The sequence below is a fragment of the Glutamicibacter sp. BW80 genome (genome assembly GCF_002332385.1).
GTDB lineage: Bacteria > Actinomycetota > Actinomycetes > Actinomycetales > Micrococcaceae > Glutamicibacter.
Map to the genome: position 1 here is coordinate 28,295 of NZ_NRGV01000075.1, position 24,872 is coordinate 53,166.

Below are 24,872 nucleotides of genomic sequence, written 5' to 3' on the forward strand. Positions count from 1 at the left end.
TCGTTGCGCCAATTGTGACGGCAATTCGATCAAGCGCAGGCGGTCAGGGATCGACGATTTCCACGTCCAGCTGCCCCGCGCGCCACAACCGCGTCATCCGCTGCGCCAGCTCCTCGGCTTCCAAGGCCTCCGAAGGCGTCATGAAAAACGTATTGACCCGCAGGCGCTGTTGTGGATCCAGCTCCTTGGAGAGCAGCACCATTGGCCGGCACCCCTTGATCTTCACCGCGTGGAACAATCCGCAGTGCCGCTCGATATGGTGCACCGAGCAGCCCAACTCCGAGGATTCCACATCCGTGGCTCCGCCCTTCTCCCAGGCGTCCAGATGATCCAGCTCGCACCGCTCGGCGGGCATGCTGCATCCAGGATAGGCGCACCCCCGATAGGCGGCGCGTATCGCCCGGCCCTGAGCCTTGGAAAACAACCGCTGGGTGCGTCCCAAGTCCAATGGCAGGCTCTTGCCGTTGAGCACCAACGGGTACACTCCCGCGTTGCATAACGCCGCCCGGGTTTCGCCTGCCGACAACTCGATGCCCGAGGAGGTTACGGCGAAATCCTTGCCGCGCTCGCGCATCTTCTCGTAGTCCAAGATGATGCTCACCTGCGGGGCGACCAGTCCCGGCCGCTTCCCCTTCGAACCACCCGAACCGGTGCGGTCGGCCATCAGCAGCGCCATGAAGCCGATCAGATACCGGCGTTCGGGCCGCAGCTCTTCCCACGGCGCCTGCGCCTCAGGGCCGGCACGGGCAAGATCTGGCGGGTCAACCGCGGAATCGGGAAGGTCCTCGGCATCGCGGCTCTGCGCCACCGGGGTCGAGAACCGCGGCGCATCGGTGCCCGGGAGCGCCGGCGCTGCAGGACAGCCGCCGGGCAGATCCGCTGGGCGGCTTTCGGCTTCCGCCGCCGGAGCCGCCGGTTCTTCATCCTGGGCTGCGCTGCCGCGCTCCACGGCGTTGCCTGGCTCGTCGTTTTCCGCGGGCTCGGTGGCGTCGTTGCCGGGCTCGGCATGCGCTGGGCGGTTTTCGACGTTCTCGGCATCCGCGTCGCCTTTGGCCCAGCCGGGCATCGAATCCGAGTCGTCCCACGCGCTGCCTGGCTCCCCGGTCAGCTCGGCATCCAAATCCTTCAACGCCTCCCGGTTGCCCGCGATCGTCTTCGGATTGTTCAGCGCCTGCTGGAACGCTTCGATCTGCGCCGCCTGCGCAGGCAGCACGCGCAGCAAGTACTCCACCAGCCCGTTGCGCACCCCGAGCTTGAAAAAGCCGATTTCCGCCAGCAGCGCCTTCATCGGCCGCTTCCCGGCCTTCACCTGCGCGACCAGATCCGCCACATGCTTGCGCGCGGTTTCCGGTTCGTTCTTGATAAAGCTCACCGCTTCGGCCTGCAGCCGCGCTTTGGCGGCCTCGCCCTCGGCTCCTTGGCCCAGATCGTTGCGGGCCGCGTGGATCTTCTTCGCCGTCCCCACGACCAGGCGCGGATCTGCGGCGGGATCGGCGAACTGCTCTGCCAATTGCGGCAGCCAGGGGTCGAGGCGTTGCCCGGCTTCGTCGACCCCGGCGATCAGGCAATCGGCCTGCACCAGGCGTTCCCGCGCGGTGGTTGCGGGCACGCCCAGCCAGCCGTGCAGCAACTCCGCGGTCGCCTTGAACTGCGTCCGGCCGGTGGTGGTCTGCCCGTGCAGTGCGTCGAGCTCTTCGGGTGCCGTCTGCGAGCCGGCGTCGGAAATCTTCTGGAGGGACTGCTGGTCCAGCTTGTGCGCTCCGCTGCGGCGCAGCGCGTCGGCCGCATGGATCTGCGCGTGGGCCACGGCCGCGGCGGCCCGCTCGGTGAGCCAGGCGAAGTAGGCGGCGTGCCCCGGGGCGGGCGTCTCGGCGGCGATGGCCTGCGTCGCGGCGGTCATCAGCGCCAGGCCCCGGGCCAGCTGGCCCAGGGCCTCTGCGGTGCTGCGGGAGTTGTCCATGGCCCCAGTGTGCGCGGTGGTTAAAGCTGCAGTGCGGGTTCTCTCGCCGGCTGTGGACAAGTGGTGCGTGCCGGGCCGGCGGCGTTACGCGCGGCGGCCAACCCGCGGGAAAGATCCGCGATGAGGTCCTCGGGTTCCTCGATGCCCACCGAAAGGCGGACCAGGTTGGCCGGGATTTCCAGCTCGGTGCCGATCAGCGAGGCATGGGTCATTTCGCGCGGGTAGCAGACCAGGGATTCCACCCCGCCCAGGGAGACCGAGAGCTGGAAGTACTCCATGGATTCGGCGAATGCGCGCGCGGCGGGTTCGTCGGTGAGCTGCAACGAGACGATGCCGCCAAAACCCCGCTGCTGACGCGCCGCAAGCTCATGGCCGGGATGGGATTCCAACCCGGGGTAATAGACCCGCGTCACCTCAGGCTGGCTATCAAGCCAGCGTGCCAGCTTAGCTGCGGAGGCGCAGTGGCGTTCCATGCGCAATCCCAAGGTCTTCAGGCCGCGTGCGGCCAGGTAGGAATCCTGCGGGCCGGCCACCGCGCCGCCGGCGAATTGCTGGAAGCCGACGGCTTCGGCCAGCGCCTGGCCACGGAAGAGGTGCTCGGCGACGATCACCGCGCCGCCGAGCACATCCGAGTGTCCCCCGATGTACTTGGTGGTGGAGTGGACCACCGCGTGGGCCCCGAAGTCCAAAGGCCGCTGCAGGTAGGGAGTGGCGAAGGTGTTGTCCACTACCAGCAGGGCGCCGTGCTCGCGGGCGATGTCCGCCCAGCCGGCAAGATCGGCGATGCCCAGCAGCGGGTTGGAGGGAGTCTCCACCCAAAGCAGCGCGGTGTTCGGGCGCACCGCTGCGCGCACCGAGTCCAGGTTGGTGATATCCACCGCAGAAGAGGTGATGCCCCATTTGCTGTGCAATTTGGAGATCAGCCGGTTGGTGCCGCCGTAGCCGTCGGCGCCAAGGACGATGTGATCGCCGGGTTCGAGGACCGCACGCAGCAGTGCGTCTTCGGCGGCGATGCCCGAGGCGAAGGCGAACCCCGCGGCTCCGCCTTCCAGGGCGGTGAGCTGCGCTTCGAAGCCATCGCGGGTCGGGTTCGAGCCGCGGGAGTATTCGTGCCCGGAGCGCAAGACGTTGATTCCGTCCTGGATGAACGTGCTGGTTTGGTAGATCGGTGGGACCACGGCTCCGGTGTGCGGGTCTTTATGCTGGCCGGCGTGTACGGCGAGGGTGTTGAAGCCGCTCATGATGCTCCTTGGGTTTGCGGGGCCAGGGCCCGGTTTAGTGCGCCGTCCAGCGCTTGGGTGAGGTCGGCGAGCAGATCGGCGGGGTCTTCAAGCCCCACCGAAATGCGCAGGGTGGAGGTGTTCAGGCCCGCGGCGAGAAGTTGCTCCGCGGAGAGCCGGCAGTGCGTCATGGTGGCCGGGTGGGCGACCATGGTGCGGGTATCGCCCACATTTGCGGCCAGGGAAATCAGCTGCAGCCCGTCGATCACCGGGGACACCAGCGAGGGGTGGGCCAGTTCGATGGCCAGCACGCAACCGGTGCCCTTGGGCGTGAGCTTTTTGGCCAGCTCGTGGCTCGGGTGGGCCGGCAGCGAAGGGTGGTGGATGGCCGCAATGCCCGGGTGATCTGCAAGTTCCTGGATCAGGGTGCTCACGCTGCGCTGCACGTGTGCGGCACGTACCGGCAAGGTTTCGATGCCGGTCAGAATGCCTTGGGCGCTGGCCGGGGCCAAGGCCGGCCCCAGGTCGTGCAGGAATTTGGAGCGGACCAGCATGGCGTAGGCGGCCGATCCGTGGCGTTCAAGCAGCGAGGCATTGTTCAGCCGCACTCGCGGGGCGGCGATTTGCGGCCAGCGGGTGGAATCCGAGAAATCGAACTTCCCCGAGTCCACGACCACGCCGCCGAGCACCGAGCCGTGTCCGGCTAGCCCCTTGGTGGCCGAGTGCACCACAATGTCGGCGCCAAAATCCAGCGGGCGAATATTCAGCGGGGTGGCCAGCGTATTGTCGACGACCACCGGAATGTTGTGCTCGTGCCCGATCGCCGAGATAGCGGGCAGGTCCGCCACGGTGCACAGCGGGTTGGAGACGGACTCCAGGAAGAACGCCCGGGTGTCTTCTTCGATGGCCCCGGCCCAAGCTGCGGGGTCGGCCTGGTCGACAAAGCTGACCCGGATGCCGAAGTCGGAAAAGGTGTCGGTGAACAGGTCCACGGTGCCGCCGTACAGCGAGGAGGAAACCACGATGTGCTTAGGACCCTGGGTCAGGGCAAGCAGCGAGAGCGCAACGGCCGACTGCCCCGAGGCGGTGGCTACCGCTTGGGCTCCGCCTTCAAGGGCGGCCACCCGCTGTTCCAGGATGGCCACGGTGGGGTTGCCGGTGCGTGAATAGGTGAAGCCGGACTGGCGCAACGCGAATTTTTCGATCGCTTCTGCGTGCGATTCGAACTGGTACGCTGCGCAATTGTGCAGTGGCGGCAGCATCGGGCGGAAATCTCCGCTCGGACGATACCCTGCATGGACCGCGTCGGTTCCTTGGCGTTGGCTCATAGCTCCTTCTCGTTTCTGATCCACGAGAGAGTGCACCGAACACCCGGCGACATACCGCCCCTCGGCCGACCTGAGGCCACAACGGTACGAAGCATGGCGCCTTATGGCACGTTCGGAACTGCTCCATCGTTCCTGGCATTAGCACCTTTCGGTTTCCCGATGGTTGCTGCGACGTCTACGAGCCAGATCTCTCGGTCGCTCTTGATGGGTTGTTGTTCTTCCATGGTTGGACATCGGCATCCGGCGGCGCAAACGACGCCCACACCCGCGCTTCATACAGGGGCACCTGGCTTCACATCCCGCGCCAGTCCCGTAATGGGGCCCGGCCCGCAGTCCCTTTGTGACGCGCGGCAACCGCCAGAATCCTTGAAGAGCCAGGGTTTTGCGCAACTATTATGTCGCCGGCGGTCCGCCAAATGACACGGTGTTACGTCTTGGGGCCCGGGGATTCAGTCCAGGAGCTCAACTCCGAAGCTTGAGACGACCGAGCGCACCTCGTCCAGATAGCGCCGCGCTTGCTCGGTCAGCGGAATCGCTGCATGGTCGATCCAGCCGATCTCGATGCGCTCATCGACATCCAGCGGGATGGCGACGATGGACGGGTCCAGCTCGTCGCTGATGATGCCCGTGGAGATGGTGTACCCGCCCAGGCCGATCATCAGGTTGAAAATCGTCGCGCGGTCCGAAACCTGGATTTCGCGCTTGCTGGAGCTGGTGGAGAGCACTTCCTCGGCGAAGTAGAACGAGTTGTTCGCACCCTGGTCGAAGGTCAAGCGCGGCAGGTCTTCGAGTTCCTCGAGCGTCACCCGCGCCCGGGAGGCCAGCGGGTTGCTGCGCGAAATGAAGATGTGCGGATCGGCGAGGAACAGGGGGTGGAATACGAGCCGGGACTCGCGCAGCAGCTTGTCGATGACCTTCCGGTTGAAGTCGTTGCGATAGAGGATGCCGATGTCGCTGCGCAGGGTGCGCACGTCCTCGATGATCTGTTCGGTGCGGGTCTCGCGCAGCGAGAATTGATATTCCTCGGCCCCGCTGGCCTGAACCATCCTGACAAACGCATCCACCGAGAAGGAATAGTGCTGCGTGGAGACGCCGAGCAGGCGACGGACCGAGGGACGCCCGAGGTAGCGATGCTCAAGCAGCTCCACCTGCTCCAGAACCTGCCGGGCATAACCAAGGAATTCTGCTCCCTCGGCGGTGAGCGTCACTCCCCTGGCCGAGCGGACCAGCAAGGTGCGTCCCACGCGGGCTTCGAGCTCCTTCATCGCCGCCGACATGCTCGGCTGTGCGACGTAAATTAGGTCAGCCGCCGCGGAGATCGACCCCTCGCTGGCGACCGCAATGAAATAGCGCAACTGCTGCAGTGTCAAACCACTCGTCCCCTGAACCATAGTGCGAGTCTATACGAATCCATAGTTATATCGAGTTACCTGATATCCTCGATCTCACTGCATGATGGACGCATCGACTTACTTTCGGCCGGCCCAGGCCACTGAGCACCAGATAGGCCACCATGGCAGACGCGTTCACCTTCAGCATCAGCACCACCAAATTCGACGAAGACTACACCCCCTGTGCGAGCTCACGAGTCACGACAAACTTCGCCAACCTGGCCCGCGGGGAAAACCGCCAGGAGAACCTGCGCAACGCTCTGACGATGATCAACCGCCGCTTTAATTCCCTGGCTCACTGGGACAATCCTCAGGGCGATCGTTATGAACTCGAGCTGGAGATCATCTCCGCCAATGTGCACTTCGACTCGGCGAACGCAGCGGAGCAGTTCCCGCTGCTTGAAGTCTTAGACACCACCATCGTGGACCGAGCCACCAGCACCCGCAGCCACGGCATGGTGGGCAATAATTTCTCTTCCTATGTGCGCGATTACGACTTCAGCGTGGTGCTTCCGGCGGCCGGCAACGGCTCCGGTGCCCCTAAATTGCCTGAAGATTTTGGCGAACTTCATGGCCAGCTCTTCCAGCACTTCCTGGATTCGCAGGCTTATCGTCAGCGCTTTGCGCAACTACCCGTGGTCTGCATCAGCGTCTCCACTTCCAAAACCTACTACCGCACGGGCAACAGCCACCCGGTCCTCGGCTTGGAATACCAGCAGGATGAGAACTCCCTGACCGATGCGTACTTCGGCAAGATGGGGCTGCGCGTGCGCTATTTCATGCCACCGGGCGCCGTCGCTCCGCTGGCGTTCTACTTCCGTGGCGACTTGCTCAACGATTACACCAATCTGCAGCTGATCAGCACCATCGCCACCATGGAGACCTTCCAGAAGATCTACCGCCCCGAGATTTACAACGCAAGCTCCGCTGCACCGGCCGTCTATCGCCCAAGCTTGGGGGCACAGGATTTCGCCCCGACCAGGATCTCCTACGACCGCGAAGAGCGCACCCGGCTCGGCGCAGTGCAGGGCAAGTACACCGCGGAGCACTTCATCACCCCGAACCGCGAATTGCTGGACCAGTGGGCCGCCACTTGCCCCGCTCCCGTCGCCTGAGAACCGAAAGACACACGATGACATCAAAGCTACTTCCCACCTCCATTGTCGGCAGCCTGCCCAAGCCTTCCTGGCTGGCGAAGCCCGAAACCCTCTGGTCTGATTGGAAGCTGGAAGGCGCGCAGCTGCGCGAAGGCAAGCAGGACGCCATGCGCGCAGCGGTGCTGGAGCAGACCCGGCGCGGCATCGACATCATCAGCGACGGCGAGCAGACCCGCCAGCACTTCGTCACCACCTTCATCGAGCACCTGACCGGGGTCGATTTTGAAAAGCGCGAAACGGTGCGCATCCGCAACCGCTACGACGCGAGCGTGCCGACCGTGGTCGGTGCGGTGCGGCGTGAGAAGCCGGTGTTCGTTGAGGACGCGAAGTTCCTGCGCTCGTGCACCGACCGCCAGATCAAGTGGACCCTTCCCGGCCCGATGACCATGGTCGACACGCTGTATGACGCGCACTACCGAAGCCGCGAGAAACTGGCCTGGGAGTTCGCGGCCATCCTCAACCAGGAGGCCAGAGAACTCGAAGCAGCCGGGGTGGACATCATCCAATTCGACGAACCGGCGTTCAACGTGTTCTTCGACGAGGTCGCGGACTGGGGCGTCGCCGCGCTGGAGCGCGCCTGCCAGGGGCTGAAAGCTGAGACCGTGGCGCACATCTGCTTCGGCTACGGGATCAAGGCGAACAACGATTGGAAGGCAACTCTCGGCGCCCAGTGGCGCCACTACGAGAAGTCTTTCCCACTGCTGCAGGCCTCCTCCATCAACACCATCTCCCTGGAGTCCCACCACTCCAATGTCCCGCTCGAGGTCGTTGAGCTGGTGCGCGGCAAAAAGGTCATGCTCGGCGCCATCGATGTGGCCAGCGAAACGGTGGAAACCCCCGAAGAGGTCGCGCAGACGCTGCGCAATGCACTTGAATTCGTCGACGCGGACAAGCTGGTGCCCAGCACGAACTGCGGCATGGCACCGTTCCCCCGCGACGTCTCGCTGGCCAAGCTGAGCGCGCTCAGCGCGGGAGCCGGCATCCTGCGCGAGGAGCTGGTTGCCGCACGCGTCTGAGCTGGCGACGGCCAATTCACGGATCGGCTTCATCTTGCACGCTGGGTCTCAGCCGCCGGCTGCGGAAGGCCCTAGCGAAGTTCTTGCATGAAGGCCGAAGACCCATCAGCCCCGGCACCAGCCGGAGGCTGATGGGTCTCGCCGTTCCAGAGCCGGGAAATAGGGCCAATCTCTGACCCGCGTGCCGGCCACCACTGGACGGAAACAATCACCATTGCAGGGACCGGTCCAGAGCAATCGTCCTGGCGCCGGATGCATCCCTAGCGGCAATCAGCAACTAGGGGCAGGATAGGTGCCATGGATCCTGACGATGCTTTGATTCTTCCCGACGTTGCCGCTTGGCGCGCATGGCTCGACGAGCACGAAGAAACCAGTGATGGGATTTGGCTGGTAGTTGCCAAAAAAGGTACAACTACTCCGACAACGCTGACGGTCACCCAAGCCCTGCCCGAGGCGCTATGCAGCGGATGGATTGATGCCATTCGTCGCAAGCGCGATGAGACGACCTTCCTCCAGCGCTACACCCCTCGGCGCAAGGCCTCTGTCTGGTCGGAGAAGAATACTGGATATGCCCAGGAGCTGATCGACCAAGGCCGCATGCGCCCGCGAGGGTATGCGGAGATCCAAAAGGCGAAGGACGATGGACGGTGGGAACGCGCGTACCAAGGCCAAGCCACCGCCCAGGTGCCGCAAGATCTCCAAGATGCGCTGGACCGCGCCCCGCTTGCTGCCAAGAATTTCGCCGCGTTGAAGTCACAGCCGCGCTATCACATCCTGCACCAGCTGATGATTGCCCGGACCGAGAAGACCCGGAGCGCGCGGCTTGCCAAGTTCCTGGCCGAGCTGGAAGCCACCGACACCGAAGGCTGAGGGGCCAGCTCCCTGTCCACGATGCGCAAAACGGTCAACGATGCTACTTCGTGCGGTTCCGCCGCCTAGGCTGATTCTCCGGGTTCTCAAGTAATCGAGCCGATGCGACCTTGCGCAAACTACGTTGATCCTAACTGTCGGTCGGACATGTCAGCATTGAGTCAGACCACTATCGAAGGATATTAATTGGACTCTCAGCTGCCTCTGCGAATACTTGAAGCCGTTGGACTGCTGCACCGCTTGGGCTATTACGGTCTGCGTGTTTTGCCCGGAATGAATGCCTCAGGTACGGCCTGGCGGATTGTTATTTTCAACGTCACGGAATGGAATTTCGAGGATGAGTTCGGCGACCCCTATAACGCGGAAGAGCGTTGCCTCTACTCCACCGCTGGCCAGAACGTCTTCAACAATGACATCCAATTTCCCGAAGACGTCAGCCATGTGAGCGTTGCGGAAGCAATTCTTGAGGCGATGCCGTCGCTCCAGCGCGGTATGCGCCAAGAGAGCGGAAACCAGCAATACACCAACTGGTACGCGATGCTTTTGTCCCAAGTTCATAGCCTGACTGATCTCCCCGTTGCCTACGCCGACTACTTCGACGATTCACTCGGCTGGGAGCTGGGGTGGTGCAGCAGGCACCGTGTGCCGGCGCCGCCGAAACATCTGCCCGCACCCACGCTCAGCAAACGCGCTGACAGCGACGAGCACTACGTGCTCGAGCTCTGCGATCAGGTGCTGGAGGCAAAGCGGACAGGCCAGCAAACGTTCCCCTGGCTCGTCGGCGATCCGTCAGCCAAGAATGGAAAAGTTAAGCCGCTACCGGTGGACGGTTATTGGGCTGAACTAGGAGTAGTCGTGGAATATCACGAAAGGCAGCACACCGAATCGGTGCCGTTCTTCGACGACAAAATCACGGCGAGCGGACGACGACGCGGCGAACAGCGCAGAATCTACGATGCCCGCAAAGCAGAACTCATTCCGGAGCACGACTTGAAGCTTGTCATCATTGATTTCAAGGACTTCAGCAACAAGCGCGGCAAGATCGTTCGAAAGCCTGCTGAAGATTTGAGAATCGTCGAATCGATACTCGCACAGGCTACGGAAGATCCCGCAGGAAATATCACAAGATAAAGATCGCAGAGCTACCTGCGGCACCCATCGGAACTGCAAGGCCAGGATGGCACATCCGGATCTGCGGCAACACCTTGGCACCGAGGTGCCAACGCGGCCGGCGAGGCTATTTGGTGCGGATTGCCTCGGTGATGGTGGTTCCCACGTAGAGCACGGCACCGGAGAGCAGCAGCAATCCACCGCTGATTCCACCACCTAGGATGAGGCTGGCGAGGCCAAGAACCATCACCGTGCATCCCAAATACATGAAGATCGACGAGCTGGTATTCGCCTGGGACTTGTTGGAGGTATTCACGTATTCTTCCGGCTGCGGCATGCCTAAACTCTAACATCTTGACAATCAGAAGGGTTTCATGAAGCGCCTGACTCGCCTACTCAGCGCGCGCTTCACACAAGGACAAGGCACTTGCACGGTGTGGCAAAGATGCGCAGAATAAGCTCCGAGGCTCGCACCAAAAACTTACGTCACCGGTGTAGCCAGCTCTGGAGGGAACCCTTTGACTTTACGTGTGCTCGTGCCCAATGGCCGGCTGGCAATGAAACTGGATTTACCTGGCATCACTCCGATCTACTGGCACCTCAACGACTCGAACGAAGAAGCGCCGGAAGCAGAGGTGCTGATCACCGAGCGTCCGCTGCTGGTCGAACGGCGTGCACGGGTCGCGCAGATTCCAGGGTTGCGCCACGTGCACCTGCTCTCCCTTGGCTATGAATGGGTCCTGGAACACCTGAACCCCGACGTCAGCTTGAGCAATTCCCGCGGGGCGGTGGAAGACGCCACCGCCGAGCACACGCTGGCTCTGGTTCTGGCTTCGCTGCGTGAGCTTCCGGAGGCCGGGGCTCAACAGCTCAAGCGGGATTGGAATCCGCTCTGGGGTGGCACGCTCCACGGAGCCACCGTCTTGCTCTTGGGATTCGGCGGCGTCGGACAGGAAATCCGCGACCGTCTGCTGCCCTTCAAGCCCAAGGAAGTGATCGCGGTAGCCAGCCGTGCTCGGCAACTGCCCGATGGCACACCGGTCCATGGGATCGATGAGCTGCCAGCGCTATTGCCCCAAGTACAGGTCGTGATCGTGGCTCTGCCCGATGCCCCGTCGACACGCGGACTCGTCGATGCCGAGTTCTTGGCCCATATGCCGGACCAGTCCCTGCTGGTAAATGTGGGACGTGGTCCAGTGGTCGATACCGACGCGCTGCTTGCCGAATTGCAGTCCGAGCGGCTGCGCGCGGCATTGGATGTCACCGATCCGGAACCATTGCCCGAATCCCACACCTTGTGGGCGGCCCCGAATTGCCTGATCACCCCGCATATTGCCGGAAACACGTGGATGTTCATCGATCTGTCCATGAATCTGGCCGTTGAACAGATCCAACGCATCGCCGCGGGAGTCGAGCCACTGCATGTGGTCCGCCATGCGGAGAAGCAAAATTAGCATCACCAAATTTTCCTAGCTTGCCTGCTCCCCGGGGTCCGATCACCTAGGCTGGTTCCTACGATGGATATCAGGCAGAAAACCCATGACACCGGCGGCCGGGAACGCGCGATCGACGAGGCTAACCGTACAGGTGAGGACGAGTTCCGCATCGATATCGAGCGCATTCGATTCTCCCCGTACTTCTCGCGCCTCTCGGCGGTGACCCAGGTGATTCCGCAGGCGGGTTCGGGCACCACCGTGCACAACCGGTTGACGCACTCCTTGAAGGTCTCCGCGGTGGCCCGCACCATCGCGATCCGCTTGCGCACCGCAGATGAGCCAACCCGAAAACTCGTCGCCGAGCTCGGCGGCTGCGACCCCGTGGTCGTGCAGGCGGCGGCCGCGGCCCACGATTTGGGCCACCCGCCATTCGGGCATTTGGGTGAGCAGGAATTGGATCGTGTTGCCCGCAATACCTTGGGGTTGCCCGACGGCTTCGAAGGCAACGCGCAGACCTTCCGCATCCTCACCGCGCTGGATAGCTGCGATGCCACACCACGCGGGATGAATCTGACCCGTGCCGTACGCGGCGCGGTGCTGAAATACCCGTGGACTCGCAACGAATGGCGCACTATGGCTCCGCTCGCCCCGGAAATGCTGCCCCGCGGGGTGGGGACCGACCCGGCGGCGGGAGCCTTGAAGTACTCCGCCTACGACATCGAGGCCGCCGAAATGCGCGATGTGCTCTCGGTGTTCCCCGCCATCGGCAAATTCCAGCAGACCCTGGAAAGCTCCGTGATGGATATCGCCGACGATATCGCCTACGCGGTCCACGACCTCGACGATTTCTACCGTGCAGGGATCTTGCAGTACACCACCGTTTCGGCCGAGTTCCGTGCCTGGCTCGATCAAACGGCGCAGCTAGCTGCCATGCGCCAGGCCGATCTCGACCTGCGCAAGCCGGGCCACGCCTTGGAATCCACCTGGCGGCGCGCCTTTGCAAAGGACCCGTGGATCGCCGACGCGGAGGCCTTCCGCGCCTCGGTGCAACGCGTGGGCCATGACCTGGTCGAGGGGCTGCTGGCGGTTCCTTATGACGGTGGCCTGGAGGCGGATCGGGCGGTCACCGCTTTCACCCGGCGCTGGATCGACCGGCTGCAGGAATCCGTCACGGTGGAACGCAATCCGACGATCCGCAGCGGACACGTCCGCCTCACCAAGGAGGCCTGGCACGATGTGGGCGTGCTGAAGTTCGTGCACTCGCGCTTTGTGCTGGACCGCTCGGATTTGGCCGTGTACCAGCGTGGCCAGACGCGCATCGTCAGGTCCTTGGCCGAGGGCTTCCATAGTTGGCTCAACGACGCGGAGGATGCGGCGCGTGCCCCGCGCCGGCTGCTTGATTCGGTGGAAGCCGCTACCGACGAATACCGTCAATTGCGCGCGCACTCCCCCGAGCTTTTCTTGCAGGCCGGACCGGATGAGGTGCAGCGTTTGGGCCAGGCCCGAGCGATCGTGGATTACATTGCCTCGTTCACTGATGCCCAGGCGGTCTCGCTGAATGCCTTGCTGGCAGGTACGGCGGATAACCTCTGGGAGGCCGGGCGCGGGCTGTAGCTCGCCGAAGCCATTGCCCGACTAAAGCAACTCGATGCCGGGTCCGGAGAGGCTGCCCTCGCGCGCCTCGCGGGCGGTGGCGATCATCAGCAGCTCTAGCGCCGGGCCGCGGACTTCGGGTCCGGTGCCAAAGATGACACCCGCATCTTCGGCCACGAGGCTGACGCGTTGGGCCAGTTCCTTCGCGCCGCCAAAGGACTGGCTCGTCCGGGTCTGGTAGCGAATAGCCGCGGTGACGGCCTGCGCCGGATAGCTGCGGGTGATCCCCAAGGGCCTGCGGATATCTTCGCCATGGGCGACTTCTTCGACGAGTCGGCTGGCGAGCGGAGCCGGCGGCCCGCTCTTGCGCACAGCTACTTCGCGCAGCCGCTGCAAGGTCAGTTGCGGAGTCGCGCCCTTTTCGGCGGCGACTCCATTTGAGTTTTGCCGGTCGAAATCAAAGCGCGCCCGGAGCATGGCGAGCAGCAGCCCAGGGGTGGTGGTGCGCGCGTTGTTCACGAGATGAGCGGCGACGTCGTGAACCGTCCACCCCGAGCACATCGATGGACGCTCCCACTGCTCCGGGCTCAGGACGGACAGGTCATCGATCAGTGCCTTGCGTTCGGCATGTACTAGTTCCCAGACTTCTTGCATAGGTAGAGTCTGGCAGTTGGAGCCACGCGAAACAACACGCGTGGTGTGCCACAGCGTCGGCCAACACCTTGGAGGAAGCGTTCACTCGCCATGTGCCAGCGGGCAATCAACCCGTGCGCTCGGAGGCACAGACCATTACTTTCTTGGACAACGTATGTTCGCCGCTCAATCGGTCGGACACCGTCGGAGCTCTCTACCGTAGTTTTACTTTTAGTGGCTAGGCTAATAAGCGGCCCCTCGTGGGCTTGCTCCGAAACCAACTCAGCGAGGAATGAAATTGAAGCTAAGACCTCTCGCAGTCGTGGCTGCGGCATTTGCCGTGGCGACGCAGCTGGCTGCTTGCGATGCCACAGGTGACATACGGCCAGCTGGATCGAACGACGATGCCCCGCCGTCCTTGCAGGGCCATGAGATCGCCGTATTATCTACGGTTGTTCAGAACAATAATCAAGAAATTTCCATCGGCCGCGCTATCGCCGGCGGTCGCTATTCGATTGCGGTCCGGTGCAACGGTCAGGACCAAGCAACACACATCCCCTGGGCTGGCGGCACCGAGAACAATCGAGGCCAGCTGGAGATTCTTTGCTCGCCAGAGAGCCCGGTCAGGTACGCAGAGATCGAGCTTCCTGACTACGCCGAGGCCGTCTCATTCCAGCTTCAGCAGCTGCGCGCCAGCGAAGTGACCATCTCGATTGCCGCGGTCGAAGGCTGATCCTGGAAACTCTATGCACGAGTTCAGATACTTCAGGTTAAAACCGTGGGCACCAACTCTTTCGAGTTGGTGCCCACGGTTTTTGGCCGGCTAAGACTACTTGGTCAGCAGTTCCAGCGTCTTGTTCAGGGTGGCGCTTGGACGCATTACGGTTGAGGTCTTGGCCTCGTCCGGACGGTAGTAACCAGCGATATCCACTGCCTTGCCCTGGACCTCGGCAAGCTCGGAAACGATTGCTTCCTCATTCTCGCCCAGTGCCTTGGCAACTGCGGAGAAGGCCTCAGCAAGCTGAGCGTCCTTGTCCTGCTTGGCCAGTTCTTCTGCCCAGAACTTAGCCAGGTAGAAGTGGCTGCCACGGTTGTCCAGCTGGCCAACCTTGCGCTTTGGCGACTTGTCTTCCAACAGGAAGGTGCCGGTCGCGGCATCAAGGGTGTCAGCCAGCACCTGAGCGCGGGCGTTGTCATTGGTGGTGGCCAGGTGCTCGAAGGAAGCGGCCAGGGCCAGGAACTCGCCGAGCGAATCCCAACGCAGGTGGTTTTCGTTCACCAGCTGCTGGACGTGCTTTGGAGCCGAACCACCGGCACCGGTCTCGAACAGCCCGCCGCCGGCAAGCAGCGGAACGATCGAGAGCATCTTTGCCGAGGTGCCCAGTTCCAGAATTGGGAACAGGTCGGTCAGGTAGTCGCGAAGCACGTTGCCGGTCACCGAAATGGTGTCCTCGCCACGGCGGATACGTTCGATGGTGTACTTGGTGGCCGCAATCGGATCCAGGATCTCGAGGGTCAGGCCGGCGGTATCCAGATCCTTGAGGTACTCGTTGACCTTGGTGATCAGCACCGCGTCGTGCGCGCGCTTTTCATCCAGCCAGAATACGGCCGGGGTGGCCGAGGCGCGGGCACGGTTCACGGCAAGCTTGACCCAGTCGCGGATGGCAACGTCCTTGGTCTGGCAGGCACGCCAGATGTCACCGGCGAAGACCTGGTGCTCGATGAGGACCGCGTCGTTCTCGTCCAGGATCTGGACGTGGCCGTTGGCCGCCAGTTCGAAGGTCTTGTCGTGGGAGCCGTACTCTTCGGCCTTCTGAGCCATCAGGCCAACGTTTGGCACGGTGCCCATGGTGGTTGGGTCAAAGGCGCCGTTTGCACGGCAATCCTCGATCACGGTCTGGAAGACGCCCGAGTAGGAGGAATCTGGCAGGACTGCCAAAGTCTCGGCTTCCTTGCCATCTGGGCCCCACATCTTGCCGCCGAGGCGGATCATTGCTGGCATCGAAGCATCAACGATCACATCCGAAGGGACATGCAGGTTGGTGATGCCCTTGTCGGAATCGACCATGGCAACCGCTGGGCCCTCTTCAAGTCCCTTGGCGATCAGCTTCTCCACACCGGCGCGCACGTCGTCGGAGAGCTCGTCCAGTCCGGCGATGATGGCCGCCAGGCCGTTGTTCGGGTTCAGGCCGGCTGCTGCCAGCTCGTCGCCGTAGGTCTCGAAGAGTTCGGCGAAGTACGCCTTGACGACGTGTCCGAAGATGATTGGGTCCGAAACCTTCATCATGGTGGCTTTCAGGTGTGCCGAGAAGAGCACTCCTTCTTCCTTGGCGCGGGCCACTGCGTTCTTCAGGAATTCGGACAGTGCCGCCACGTGCAGGACGGTGCCGTCGATGACTTCGCCTTCGAGGACCTTGAATGGCTTCTTCAGAACCTTGACTTCTCCGTCTTCGCCCACGAAGCGGATGGAGATGCTCTTGTCCTTGTCGATGACGACGGACTTCTCGTTCGAGGCGAAGTCATCGGCGGACATGGTGGCGACATTGGTCTTCGAGTCGGCTGCCCAGGCACCCATGGAGTGCGGGTACTTGCGTGCGTAGTTCTTCACGCTCAACGGCGCACGGCGGTCCGAGTTGCCTTCGCGCAGCACAGGGTTCACTGCCGAGCCCTTGAGCTTGTCGTAGCGTGCGCGGACGTCGGTGTCCTCATCCGAGGATGGGTTTTCCGGGTAATCCGGAAGCGCGTAGCCGGCTGCCTGGAGCTCGGCGATGGCGACCTTCAGCTGCGGGATGGAAGCCGAGATGTTCGGCAGCTTGATGATGTTTGCCTCTGGGGTCTTGGCCAAATCGCCAAGCTCTGCCAGGGCATCGGAGATGCGCTGTTCCTCGGCGAGGTAGTCCGGGAAGGTGGCGATGATGCGTCCTGCCAGCGAAATGTCGCGGGTCTCAAGTTCAACACCGGCGGTCGACGCGAAGGCCTCCACGATCGGCAGGAACGAGTGGGTTGCCAGCATCGGGGCTTCGTCGGTGTGGGTGTAAATAATCTTGGCCATAGGTGTGGCGTCTCCCTGAACGTCGTGCGGAAGCGGGCTAACCGCCCTAAACTCAACGTTCCAAACTTACCTGATTTTGGCCTGCACCACACTTTTGGGTGCCCAGATTTCCCCGGGCAGCACAGCGTTTAGCCCCGAAATGCCGGGATGAATGGCGGTAGAGCAGTTCGTCACATTTAAGTTAATGCGCAATAACTCAAAGCGGGCTATGGCGTCTTTTCGGCGCTCGGAGCGGGCAATGAAGCGATTTGCGCCAGACCCAGTACCGCCTTCTCAAAAAGTTCAGCAGGCTTTGAATCAATTCCCGCCCGTTCTTCATGGGCGAAACATTGCCACGCAACGCGCCAGGTAGTCGCCAGCATTTCGGCAAGCAGCAGGGCTTGGATCGAATCCAGCAGCTCGCGGTCAATCAACGATTGGCTCAGCGCTACGACCAGTTCCTGCTCACGCCGCGTGGCGATCATGAGCAGCTTCGGATCCTGCAGCATGAGCCTTGAGATCCTGCGGAATTCATGGTGCCTGACTTCAACGCTGAAGTGCCCGCGGCACACTTCGAGCAGTGCGTGAAAAATTTCTGCGGCGGAGCTTCCCGGGGTCATTTCGGCGGCGACGAGCGCGTTGATCAGTTCTCGCTGGCCCGGAACTATAGCGGATTCCTTGGAATCGAAATAGCGGAAGAAGGTGCGGTCCGAGATCCCTACGCGTTCGGAGATCCGCGCCACCGTGATGGCCTCTAGCCCCAAGCTTTCGACAAGGTCGAGGGTCGCGGCCTGAATCTCCCGTTTGGTCGCGGCTTTGCGTTCGTCACGAATTCCCATTGCGCTCCCCCTGTCATTCTGCGTGCATTTATCGTCCCATGACCGCACGGCGAAAACTTATTTCCTGTCACAGTCTGCCAGTTCTTCTTACGAAATTCTGTCACTCTGTGACAGAATTTGAAAGTTGACATCACCTAGAAAGAGGAATCCGTGACTTCCGAGCGCACCGAAATCAAGGCCGAGTCCGCCCCTCCGCGGCCTGAGAAACCCGAACTGACCACGAAACAGCTCACCGGAATCATCGGCGCACTGGCACTTGCCGCCTTCCTGATGATCCTCAATGAGACCGTGCTGACCGTGGCGTTGCCCGGAATCATGTCCGACATGAATATTTCGGCGGCGGCCGGCCAATGGCTCACCACCGGATTCCTGCTCACCATGTCCGTGGTCATTCCCACCACCGGCTTCCTGCTGCAGCGTTTCAGCACCCGCTCGCTGTTCATCTTCGCGCTGTCCAGCTTCTTCATCGGCACGCTGCTCGCCATCTTCGCCCCGAGCTTTGCCGTCTTGCTTGCCGCCCGAATCATCCAGGCTATTGGTACCGCGATCGTTTTGCCGTTGCTGATGACCACCACCTTGACGCTGATTCCAATGCACAAGCGCGGCGCGGTGATGGGCCTGAACTCCATCGTGATCTCCGTCGGACCGGCAGTCGGCCCAACCGTATCCGGCGCGATCGTCCATGCTTGGGGATGGCACTACATCTTCGTCCTGATGGCCCCGCTATCGATGATCATCCTGGCCTTGGGCATCATCTTCCTCAAGCTTCCCTCGAATACGCGCAAACTTCCCGTTGACGTGATCTCCGTGATTCTTTCCGCGCTTGCATTCGGTCTGCTGGTTTACGGAATCTCCACCATCGACAAGGCCAGCGAAAACATGCTGCTCACCGTGGCAACCTTCGCCATCGGCTTGGTCTCCCTGGCCCTATTTATCAGGCGCCAGATTCGCTTGACCCGCGAGGGCAAGGAATTGCTGAACCTCACCCCGTTCACCTCGCGAACCTTCACCTTCGCGATTCTGATGATCATGATCGCCTTCGGCACCTTGCTCGGCTCGATCATGATGGTTCCGATCATCCTCGAATCCGGCAAGGGCATCAGCTCCCTGGCAATCGGCATGATGCTGCTGCCGGGCGGCCTGGCCCAGGCCATCGTTTCGCCCATCTTTGGTCGCATCTACGACAGGCACGGACCACGCCCGGTGCTGATCCCCGGTGCCATCATGCTCGCGCTGGGACAGTGGATGTACGTTTCGGTCACCACCGAGACCGAGCTATGGATGTTCATGCTCAGTCACAGCGTCTTCTCGATTGGCCTGGCACTGCTCATGACCGGCTTGATGTCTTCGGCCATGGCCTCGGTGAATCCACGCCTCTACGGCCACGGCTCGGCCATCTTCAACACCGGCCAGCAGCTCGGCGGTGCCATCGGCACCACCATCTTCATCACCGTGCTGACGGCGCTCTCAAACGCCAAGCTCCAAGAGGGCGCCGAGCTTGCCGAAGCCTTGTTTGCCGGCGCCCACGCTGCCTTCATCGTTGGTGCGTTGCTCGGCACGGCCGGCGTGGTGCTTTCCCTCTTCGTGACGGTTGAAAAGCGCGGCTAGCCACGATTGCCCGAAGCGCGGGCAAAATTGCGCGGGGTTCAGCAGCCAGTGGCTGCGGAACCCCGCGCTCTTTTAACGATTGCCTTCACTTCGGCCGCACCCCGCCCCGCACAGCAAATTTACGATCCAGTCAAAAGATTGTTGAACAATCTCTATTTTTGGTGCATGCTTAGATAAACGGCACAGCGAGACGGGGATCACAAATGACATGCATCGACCTGAATTCCGACGTAGGCGAATCCTTTGGCAATTGGGTTATGGGCGACGATGCGGCCATTTTCAGATCCGTCTCCTCGGCCAACGTAGCTTGCGGCTTCCATGCAGGGGACCCCACCGGCATTGCGCAGACCTGCCGCGCTGCAGTCTCCGCGGGCGTCACCATCGGTGCACATGTCGGATATCGCGATCTTGCCGGGTTCGGTCGTCGATTCCTCGACTGCTCCGCTACCGAACTCGCCGATGACGTGCTCTACCAGCTGGGCGCACTGCAGAGCTTGGCCCGAGCTGCGGGATCCAGCATCAAGTACGTCAAGCCGCACGGCGCCCTCTACAACACCATCGTGCACCATGAGGTCCACGCTCAAGCCGTCATCGACGCCATTAAAGCGTTCGGCGACGATCTTCCGGTGCTGCTCTTGCCCGGTTCGGTGGCACTGGCCAAGGCCGAGGCCGCCGGGCTGCGTCCGGTCGCCGAAGCCTTTGCAGACCGCAACTACACCCCCGAGGGCACCCTGGTCTCGCGCCGCGAGGCGAACGCCGTGCTCCACGACTCCGTGCTGGTCACCGAAAACATGATCCGCCTGGCCACCGAGGGGACCATCAAGGCGGTGGACGGTTCGATTATCCTGATGCCAGCCGAGTCGATCTGCGTGCACGGCGATACCGCAGGATCGGTCGCGATGGCGGCCGCGGTCCGCGCCGGACTTGAATCGGCCGGCGTGCAGATCAAGAGCTTCGCATGAGCATCACCGCGGTACACGCCGCCGGAAGCCACGATGTGCTCGTCGAATTGGATGATCTCGAATCCGTCCTTTCCCTCGACGCCCTGTTGCAGGCCCAACCGTTGCCTGGGCAACGCGACGTCCTAGCTGCCGCCGCGACGCTCATGGTGAAATTCGAAAACGTCGAACAGGCCCGGCAGGCCAGGCAGCTGTTGCCCAAGCTGACATTGAACACGGCAGCGGCAACTACGGGCAAACTTGTCACCATCGAGGTCTATTACGACGGTGCGGATCTGGAAACCGTCGGGGAGCTCACCGGCCTTGGGGCCCAGGGAGTTATCAACGCGCATACCGGCCAGCAGTGGCGTGCGACGTTCGGCGGATTCGCGCCCGGTTTCGCCTATCTTCTGGGAGAAAACACCGACCTGCAGGTTCCCCGCCGCGAGAGCCCCCGCACCCAGGTGCCCACCGGTTCCGTGGCCCTCGCCGGTGAGTACTCGGCCGTTTACCCACGCCAGTCCCCCGGCGGATGGCAACTGATCGGCCATACCAATGTCGCGCTGTGGGATCTGGGTCGAGAAAATCCGGCGCTCATCCGCCCGCAGGACCGTGTGCAGTTTATTGCCTCACGCCAAGCGCTGACCGTGAAAACGGCGGCCTCGGCCGCTACCGAAACCGAAGCTCCAACGGGTACCGGATTGGCCATTCTCGATTCGGGTTTGCAGAGCCTGCTCCAGGACACCGGCCGGCAGGGCTTTGGCGGGCTCGGCGTACCGGCCAGCGGCGCCGCCGATCTCGCCTCCTTGCATCAGGCAAATCGGCTGGTTGGAAATACGGCCGATTCTGCCTGCATCGAAAACCTGACCGGTCGGATGAGCCTGCTCGCCCACGGCGACCAGGTCCTTGCGGTGTGCGGAGCCGAAGCGAGGCTGGTCATCACTCCGGCGGCCGGCGACGACCTCCGTGCCGAACGCGAGGTTTGCATGGACGCGCCCTTCGCCTTGCTGGACGGCGAGCGCCTGGATCTGGAGCCCACCGGGAACGGATTGCGCAGCTACCTTTCGATTCGAGGCAAGATCCAGCTGCCCCGAATTCTGGGTTCGCTGTCCACCGACACGCTCTCCGGGGTGGGTCCGGCTCCACTGATGGATGGAAGCTTCCTGCCGGTATCGCTGCCGGAGAACCTGCAAATCGTGGGACAGGGCGAACCGAGCACCCTGCCCCGGCCAGATGCCGAGGGCTGCTATGTTCTGCGCGTCCAGGCTGGCCCGCGCGATGACTGGTTCGGCCCCGCCGGACTGCCGAAACTACTGGACCAGCGCTGGCTGGTCACCAGCGAGTCCAACCGCATCGGCGTGCGGCTGGGCGCGGAAGGGGACGCCAGCGCGCTTGAACGCGTTCGGTCCGGCGAGCTTTCCAGCGAAGGCGTCGCGCTCGGCTCCTTGCAGGTACCTCCCTCGGGATTGCCAGTGCTGTTCCTGGCCGATCACCCGGTCACCGGCGGCTACCCGGTGATCGCCACGGTCATCGCCGAGGATCTATCCGCCGCGGCACAGTTGCCGCCAGGCTCACAGCTTCGTTTTGAACTTTCCGAATCCACCCCAAGCACCGAAGGATCCCAGGCATGAAAAAGGTCTTGATCGCCAACCGCGGCGAAATCGCTGTTCGTATTGCCCGCGCCGCAGCCGACGCCAATTTGGTATCGGTTGCCGTCTATTCCGATCCCGATGCGGATGCCCTGCATGTGCGCCGGGCCGATGAAGCCTACGCGCTGGGTGGGACTTCGAGTGCCGAAACCTATCTGGATATTTCCAAGATCATCGCCGTTGCCAACCGCTCCGGGGCCGACGCGGTCCACCCGGGCTATGGGTTCCTTTCGGAGAACGCCGGCTTTGCCCGCGCAGTCATCGAGGCCGGGCTGATCTGGATCGGCCCAACCCCTGAAGCTATTGAGCTATTGGGCAATAAGGTGACGGCGCGCGAAATTGCGGTACGCGCCGGTGCCCCGCTGGTGCCCGGTACCGATGCACCCGCGGCCGACGCATCCGAGGTGCGCGCCTTCGCCGAGAAGCATGGCGTGCCGGTAGCCATCAAGGCGGCGTTCGGAGGCGGCGGACGCGGGTTGAAGGTTGCGCGCACCATGGAAGAAATCGAGGACGCCTTCGAATCGGCGGTCCGTGAAGCCACCGTCGCCTTCGGCCGCGGCGAGTGCTTTGTGGAGCGATTCCTGGACAAGCCGCGCCACGTCGAGGCACAGGTTCTCGCCGATACGCACGGCAATGTCATCGTGGTGGGTACTCGCGATTGCTCGTTGCAGCGCCGTCACCAGAAACTCGTCGAAGAAGCGCCAGCCCCATTCCTCTCGGATGAGCAGCGTGCCAAGATCCACGAGTCGGCCAAGGCCATATGCCGGGAGGCAGGCTACGTAGGCGCAGGAACCGTCGAATACCTGGTTGCGCCGGACGGACTCATCTCCTTCCTGGAAGTTAATACCCGTTTGCAGGTTGAGCATCCCGTTAGCGAGGAGACTGCCGGAGTGGACCTGGTCATCGAACAGTTCCGGATCGCCGAGGGCAAAGAACTGTCTTTGAAGGAAGATCCGCAGCCGGTAGGCCATGCCTTCGAATTCCGCATCAACGCCGAAGATCCGGCCCGTGGTTTCCTGCCCGGCCCGGGGACCATCACCCGGTTCGAGGTCCCTACCGGCTCCGGAATTCGTGTCGATGCCGGGGTGCGCAGCACCTCGAATATTCCCGGGCAATATGATTCGCTGATGGCTAAGCTGATCGTGCATGGTGCGACTCGCGAGCAGGCTCTGCGCCGCGCCCAGGTGGCTCTGGCGGAGTTCACCATCGAGGGTGTTCCCACGGTTTTGCCCTTCCACCGGGCCGTCGCCAAGCATCCAGACTTCACCGCCGAGCAAGGCTTTAAGGTCTACACCACTTGGATCGAATCGGACTTCGCCGAGGAACTGGCAAATAGCGAGGAAATCGCCACCACGTCCGTCGGCGGTGAGCGTGAAGTGCTCACCATCGATCTAGACGGCAAGGCGATGGCGTTGGGCCTGCCTGCCGCGCTGGTGCACGCCATCCGCCACGGTGGTTCCGCCTCGGATGGGGCAGGCGGAGGCGAGGCTTCGGTGGTCGACGCCGACGCACTGCTGTCCCCCATGTCCGGAAATCTGGTCTCTTTCTCGGTCGAGGACGGAACCCCGGTGGCCAAAGGCCAGACGGTGGCAGTCTTGGAAGCAATGAAAATGGAATCACCGGTCATCGCGCATCGCGATGGAGTCTTCACCGCGGCATCGTTTAACCCGGGACAGGCAATTAATCGTGGTGAGTCATTGGGAAGCATTGCTTAGCCAATGCGGGATTCTGCGAAGCACTGGCTAGATTAGAGGAATGAGCGTGAACGAGATCTACACTTCGATTCCGCTGGGCAGCGGATCCACCCATGCGCATACCAGCACCTGGGTGGCCTCGACGTTGCGCCAAGAAATCGCCCAGGGGCGGCTGTTGCCAGGCTCTAAGCTGTCGGAGCAGGCGCTGGCCGACGCGCTGGGAGTCTCACGTAATACCCTCCGCGAGGGGTTCACGCTCTTGGACAGTGAATTGATCATCACGCGAATTCCAAACCGTGGAGTGTTCGTGTCGTCCCCGGGTGCCGCAGACATCCGTGAGATCTACGCGGTGCGTCGCACCATCGAACCCGCAGCGCTTGCGTGGGGGCCCGCTTTGGATGTCCCGGCACTGGCCCAGGCGATCGTCGAGGCGCGCGCCGCGGCCAAAGCGCATGACGTTCCGGGCATGGCTGATGCCAATCAACGCTTTCATGAGTCCGTGGTGCGAGCCACCGGGAGCGTTCACTTGCTCGAACTCATGGGCCGAATTCTCGCCAAAATGCGCTTGGTCTTCCATTCGATGAGTGATGCCCCAGATTTCCATTCGCACTATGTGGAACGAAACGCTGCACTTGTTGAATTGCTGGCCTCCGGCCAACGGAACGAAGCAGCCCAAACCCTACTGGGCTACCTGGATACCGCGGAAGCCGAACTTCTCGACCATTACGAGTCATCTCAAAAGATCTAGGAGCGCTATGCCTGAGTCTTCTTTGCCTGCATTGGCCGAAACGATTGCACGTCGAGCCCACGAAGGGCAAAACGATAAGTCAGGCGCGGATTACATTATGCATCCTGCTCGCGTGGCGGCCAACGTTAGTGAACAAGGCGGTAGCGAAGCGGCTATCGCTGCGGCCTGGCTACACGACGTCCTTGAAGATTGCGCGGTCACTTCCTCGGATCTTCGGTCTACTGGGATTCCGCAGCAGGTCATCGATGCTGTCATTTCGGTGACCAAACGCGAAGGGGAGAAAATCGAAGATTATTGTGCCCGGGTCCGGGCAAACCCCATCGGGCTCATGGTCAAGTACGCCGACCTCGCGGACAACACCTCCCCGGAACGCACTGCGCTGCTTGAGGACGCGGTACGAACCCGGTTGGCGGAAAAGTACGCGTACGTCCACTCATTGCTGGCGAGCTAAGTGCGTCTGCGCCTGGTCGTCCAGTCCTGAGGTATACCAGGTTATGGGACCGGCATAGCCGGTCGTAGATTAATGTCCGGGCTGTGCCGATGACTCGGTGTGCGAAAATCCCTAACCAAAAACTGTCCTCAATACGGTTGCAGAGGCCCCTAGCCGTGCTCGCGAATACGCTGTTTCGTTGAAAATCTGCACGGCATTTT

At 62.3% G+C, this 24,872-nt stretch carries 21 protein-coding genes and 1 riboswitch; of the genes, 13 read left to right on the plus strand and 8 right to left on the minus strand.

From position 1 onward, the window contains the following. Positions 1-43: 43 nt before the first annotated feature. From CIK76_RS18025 to CIK76_RS18040, 4 genes are all read right to left on the minus strand, one after another. A complete protein-coding gene (locus CIK76_RS18025) occupies positions 44-1,960 on the minus strand; it encodes an HNH endonuclease (protein WP_096289040.1) in 1,917 nt (638 codons plus the stop codon). A 20-nt stretch (positions 1,961-1,980) separates the two neighbouring features. Continuing rightward, a complete protein-coding gene (locus tag CIK76_RS18030) occupies positions 1,981-3,201 on the minus strand; it encodes a cystathionine gamma-synthase (RefSeq protein WP_096289042.1) in 1,221 nt (406 codons plus the stop codon). Beyond that, complete coding sequence (locus CIK76_RS18035) at positions 3,198-4,508, minus strand: aminotransferase class I/II-fold pyridoxal phosphate-dependent enzyme (RefSeq protein ID WP_096289044.1); 1,311 nt, start codon at positions 4,506-4,508, stop codon at positions 3,198-3,200. Before CIK76_RS18035 ends, CIK76_RS18030 begins: the two co-directional genes overlap by 4 nt. Positions 4,509-4,628: 120 nt before the next feature. Then, positions 4,629-4,719: riboswitch (SAM riboswitch) on the minus strand. A gap of 238 nt (positions 4,720-4,957) precedes the next feature. After that, entirely contained in the window at positions 4,958-5,899 is a 942-nt protein-coding gene (locus tag CIK76_RS18040; protein ID WP_096289046.1) for a LysR family transcriptional regulator, read from the minus strand. Between the two features lie 122 nt (positions 5,900-6,021). Here CIK76_RS18040 and CIK76_RS18045 point away from each other — a divergent pair, with 122 nt between their 5' ends. From CIK76_RS18045 to CIK76_RS19705, 4 genes are all read left to right on the plus strand, one after another. After that, positions 6,022-7,014, plus strand: coding sequence for a DUF1852 domain-containing protein (locus tag CIK76_RS18045; protein ID WP_096289048.1), 993 nt, complete (start codon positions 6,022-6,024; stop codon positions 7,012-7,014). A gap of 17 nt (positions 7,015-7,031) precedes the next feature. Then, on the plus strand, positions 7,032-8,072 hold the full coding sequence (locus CIK76_RS18050; RefSeq protein WP_096289050.1) for a methionine synthase: 1,041 nt from the start codon (positions 7,032-7,034) through the stop codon (positions 8,070-8,072). Between the two features lie 297 nt (positions 8,073-8,369). After that, a complete protein-coding gene (locus CIK76_RS18055) occupies positions 8,370-8,942 on the plus strand; it encodes a YdeI/OmpD-associated family protein (RefSeq protein WP_096289052.1) in 573 nt (190 codons plus the stop codon). 186 nt (positions 8,943-9,128) lie between these two features. Continuing rightward, the gene (locus tag CIK76_RS19705) at positions 9,129-10,073 is read left to right on the plus strand and encodes a hypothetical protein (protein ID WP_217990441.1); all 945 of its coding nucleotides are present in this window, start codon (positions 9,129-9,131) and stop codon (positions 10,071-10,073) included. A 106-nt stretch (positions 10,074-10,179) separates the two neighbouring features. Here CIK76_RS19705 and CIK76_RS18065 read toward each other — a convergent pair whose 3' ends face one another. Next, positions 10,180-10,389 carry a hypothetical protein gene (locus CIK76_RS18065; RefSeq protein ID WP_096289054.1) on the minus strand — a complete coding sequence of 70 codons (210 nt, stop codon included), beginning with the start codon at positions 10,387-10,389 and terminating at the stop codon, positions 10,180-10,182. Between the two features lie 193 nt (positions 10,390-10,582). Between CIK76_RS18065 and CIK76_RS18070 the strand changes: the two genes are divergently transcribed. After that, positions 10,583-11,506 carry a 2-hydroxyacid dehydrogenase gene (locus CIK76_RS18070; protein WP_096289056.1) on the plus strand — a complete coding sequence of 308 codons (924 nt, stop codon included), beginning with the start codon at positions 10,583-10,585 and terminating at the stop codon, positions 11,504-11,506. Between the two features lie 63 nt (positions 11,507-11,569). Continuing rightward, on the plus strand, positions 11,570-13,102 hold the full coding sequence (dgt, locus tag CIK76_RS18075) for a dGTP triphosphohydrolase (RefSeq protein ID WP_096289058.1): 1,533 nt from the start codon (positions 11,570-11,572) through the stop codon (positions 13,100-13,102). Between the two features lie 21 nt (positions 13,103-13,123). On the opposite strand, the gene CIK76_RS18080 is transcribed toward dgt, so the two are convergent. Beyond that, positions 13,124-13,735: a maleylpyruvate isomerase family mycothiol-dependent enzyme gene (locus CIK76_RS18080; RefSeq protein ID WP_096289060.1), complete on the minus strand. Its 612-nt coding sequence runs from the start codon at positions 13,733-13,735 to the stop codon at positions 13,124-13,126. 277 nt (positions 13,736-14,012) lie between these two features. Here CIK76_RS18080 and CIK76_RS18085 point away from each other — a divergent pair, with 277 nt between their 5' ends. Next, the gene (locus CIK76_RS18085; RefSeq protein WP_141393620.1) at positions 14,013-14,447 is read left to right on the plus strand and encodes a hypothetical protein; all 435 of its coding nucleotides are present in this window, start codon (positions 14,013-14,015) and stop codon (positions 14,445-14,447) included. Between the two features lie 96 nt (positions 14,448-14,543). Here the strand turns inward: CIK76_RS18085 and CIK76_RS18090 are convergent, their stop codons facing one another. Together CIK76_RS18090 and CIK76_RS18095 are read right to left on the minus strand one after the other, a co-directional pair. Next, positions 14,544-16,766, minus strand: coding sequence for an NADP-dependent isocitrate dehydrogenase (locus CIK76_RS18090; protein WP_096289064.1), 2,223 nt, complete (start codon positions 16,764-16,766; stop codon positions 14,544-14,546). Between the two features lie 206 nt (positions 16,767-16,972). After that, positions 16,973-17,584 carry a TetR/AcrR family transcriptional regulator gene (locus tag CIK76_RS18095; RefSeq protein ID WP_096289066.1) on the minus strand — a complete coding sequence of 204 codons (612 nt, stop codon included), beginning with the start codon at positions 17,582-17,584 and terminating at the stop codon, positions 16,973-16,975. A gap of 150 nt (positions 17,585-17,734) precedes the next feature. Here CIK76_RS18095 and CIK76_RS18100 point away from each other — a divergent pair, with 150 nt between their 5' ends. From CIK76_RS18100 to CIK76_RS18125, 6 genes are all read left to right on the plus strand, one after another. After that, the gene (locus CIK76_RS18100; RefSeq protein ID WP_255248536.1) at positions 17,735-19,192 is read left to right on the plus strand and encodes an MDR family MFS transporter; all 1,458 of its coding nucleotides are present in this window, start codon (positions 17,735-17,737) and stop codon (positions 19,190-19,192) included. A 203-nt stretch (positions 19,193-19,395) separates the two neighbouring features. After that, the gene (locus CIK76_RS18105) at positions 19,396-20,154 is read left to right on the plus strand and encodes a 5-oxoprolinase subunit PxpA (RefSeq protein ID WP_096289068.1); all 759 of its coding nucleotides are present in this window, start codon (positions 19,396-19,398) and stop codon (positions 20,152-20,154) included. Further along, positions 20,151-21,761 carry a carboxyltransferase domain-containing protein gene (locus CIK76_RS18110; RefSeq protein WP_096289070.1) on the plus strand — a complete coding sequence of 537 codons (1,611 nt, stop codon included), beginning with the start codon at positions 20,151-20,153 and terminating at the stop codon, positions 21,759-21,761. The genes CIK76_RS18105 and CIK76_RS18110 overlap by 4 nt, the downstream gene beginning before the upstream one ends. Then, positions 21,758-23,494 (plus strand): biotin carboxylase N-terminal domain-containing protein, encoded by a 1,737-nt coding sequence (locus tag CIK76_RS18115; RefSeq protein ID WP_096289072.1) that lies wholly within the window; start codon positions 21,758-21,760, stop codon positions 23,492-23,494. The genes CIK76_RS18110 and CIK76_RS18115 overlap by 4 nt, the downstream gene beginning before the upstream one ends. Before the next feature lie 40 nt (positions 23,495-23,534). Continuing rightward, positions 23,535-24,221, plus strand: a complete 687-nt coding sequence (locus CIK76_RS18120) for a GntR family transcriptional regulator (protein ID WP_096289074.1) — start codon at positions 23,535-23,537, stop codon at positions 24,219-24,221. Positions 24,222-24,228: 7 nt separating this feature from the next. Beyond that, a complete protein-coding gene (locus tag CIK76_RS18125) occupies positions 24,229-24,672 on the plus strand; it encodes an HD domain-containing protein (RefSeq protein ID WP_096289076.1) in 444 nt (147 codons plus the stop codon). Positions 24,673-24,872: the final 200 nt, after the last annotated feature.

What these genes read in the sequence shown, in the direction of transcription:
- CIK76_RS18025 (WP_096289040.1), bottom strand. Translation starts at nt 1,960, where the DNA reads ATGGACAACTCCCGCAGCACCGCAGAGGCCCTGGGCCAGCTGGCCCGG.
- CIK76_RS18030 (WP_096289042.1), bottom strand. Translation starts at nt 3,201, where the DNA reads ATGAGCGGCTTCAACACCCTCGCCGTACACGCCGGCCAGCATAAAGAC.
- CIK76_RS18035 (WP_096289044.1), bottom strand. Translation starts at nt 4,508, where the DNA reads ATGAGCCAACGCCAAGGAACCGACGCGGTCCATGCAGGGTATCGTCCG.
- CIK76_RS18040 (WP_096289046.1), bottom strand. Translation starts at nt 5,899, where the DNA reads ATGGTTCAGGGGACGAGTGGTTTGACACTGCAGCAGTTGCGCTATTTC.
- CIK76_RS18045 (WP_096289048.1), top strand. Translation starts at nt 6,022, where the DNA reads ATGGCAGACGCGTTCACCTTCAGCATCAGCACCACCAAATTCGACGAA.
- CIK76_RS18050 (WP_096289050.1), top strand. Translation starts at nt 7,032, where the DNA reads ATGACATCAAAGCTACTTCCCACCTCCATTGTCGGCAGCCTGCCCAAG.
- CIK76_RS18055 (WP_096289052.1), top strand. Translation starts at nt 8,370, where the DNA reads ATGGATCCTGACGATGCTTTGATTCTTCCCGACGTTGCCGCTTGGCGC.
- CIK76_RS18065 (WP_096289054.1), bottom strand. Translation starts at nt 10,389, where the DNA reads ATGCCGCAGCCGGAAGAATACGTGAATACCTCCAACAAGTCCCAGGCG.
- dgt (WP_096289058.1), top strand. Translation starts at nt 11,570, where the DNA reads ATGGATATCAGGCAGAAAACCCATGACACCGGCGGCCGGGAACGCGCG.
- CIK76_RS18080 (WP_096289060.1), bottom strand. Translation starts at nt 13,735, where the DNA reads ATGCAAGAAGTCTGGGAACTAGTACATGCCGAACGCAAGGCACTGATC.
- CIK76_RS18090 (WP_096289064.1), bottom strand. Translation starts at nt 16,766, where the DNA reads ATGGCCAAGATTATTTACACCCACACCGACGAAGCCCCGATGCTGGCA.
- CIK76_RS18095 (WP_096289066.1), bottom strand. Translation starts at nt 17,584, where the DNA reads ATGGGAATTCGTGACGAACGCAAAGCCGCGACCAAACGGGAGATTCAG.
- CIK76_RS18105 (WP_096289068.1), top strand. Translation starts at nt 19,396, where the DNA reads ATGACATGCATCGACCTGAATTCCGACGTAGGCGAATCCTTTGGCAAT.
- CIK76_RS18110 (WP_096289070.1), top strand. Translation starts at nt 20,151, where the DNA reads ATGAGCATCACCGCGGTACACGCCGCCGGAAGCCACGATGTGCTCGTC.
- CIK76_RS18115 (WP_096289072.1), top strand. Translation starts at nt 21,758, where the DNA reads ATGAAAAAGGTCTTGATCGCCAACCGCGGCGAAATCGCTGTTCGTATT.
- CIK76_RS18120 (WP_096289074.1), top strand. Translation starts at nt 23,535, where the DNA reads ATGAGCGTGAACGAGATCTACACTTCGATTCCGCTGGGCAGCGGATCC.
- CIK76_RS18125 (WP_096289076.1), top strand. Translation starts at nt 24,229, where the DNA reads ATGCCTGAGTCTTCTTTGCCTGCATTGGCCGAAACGATTGCACGTCGA.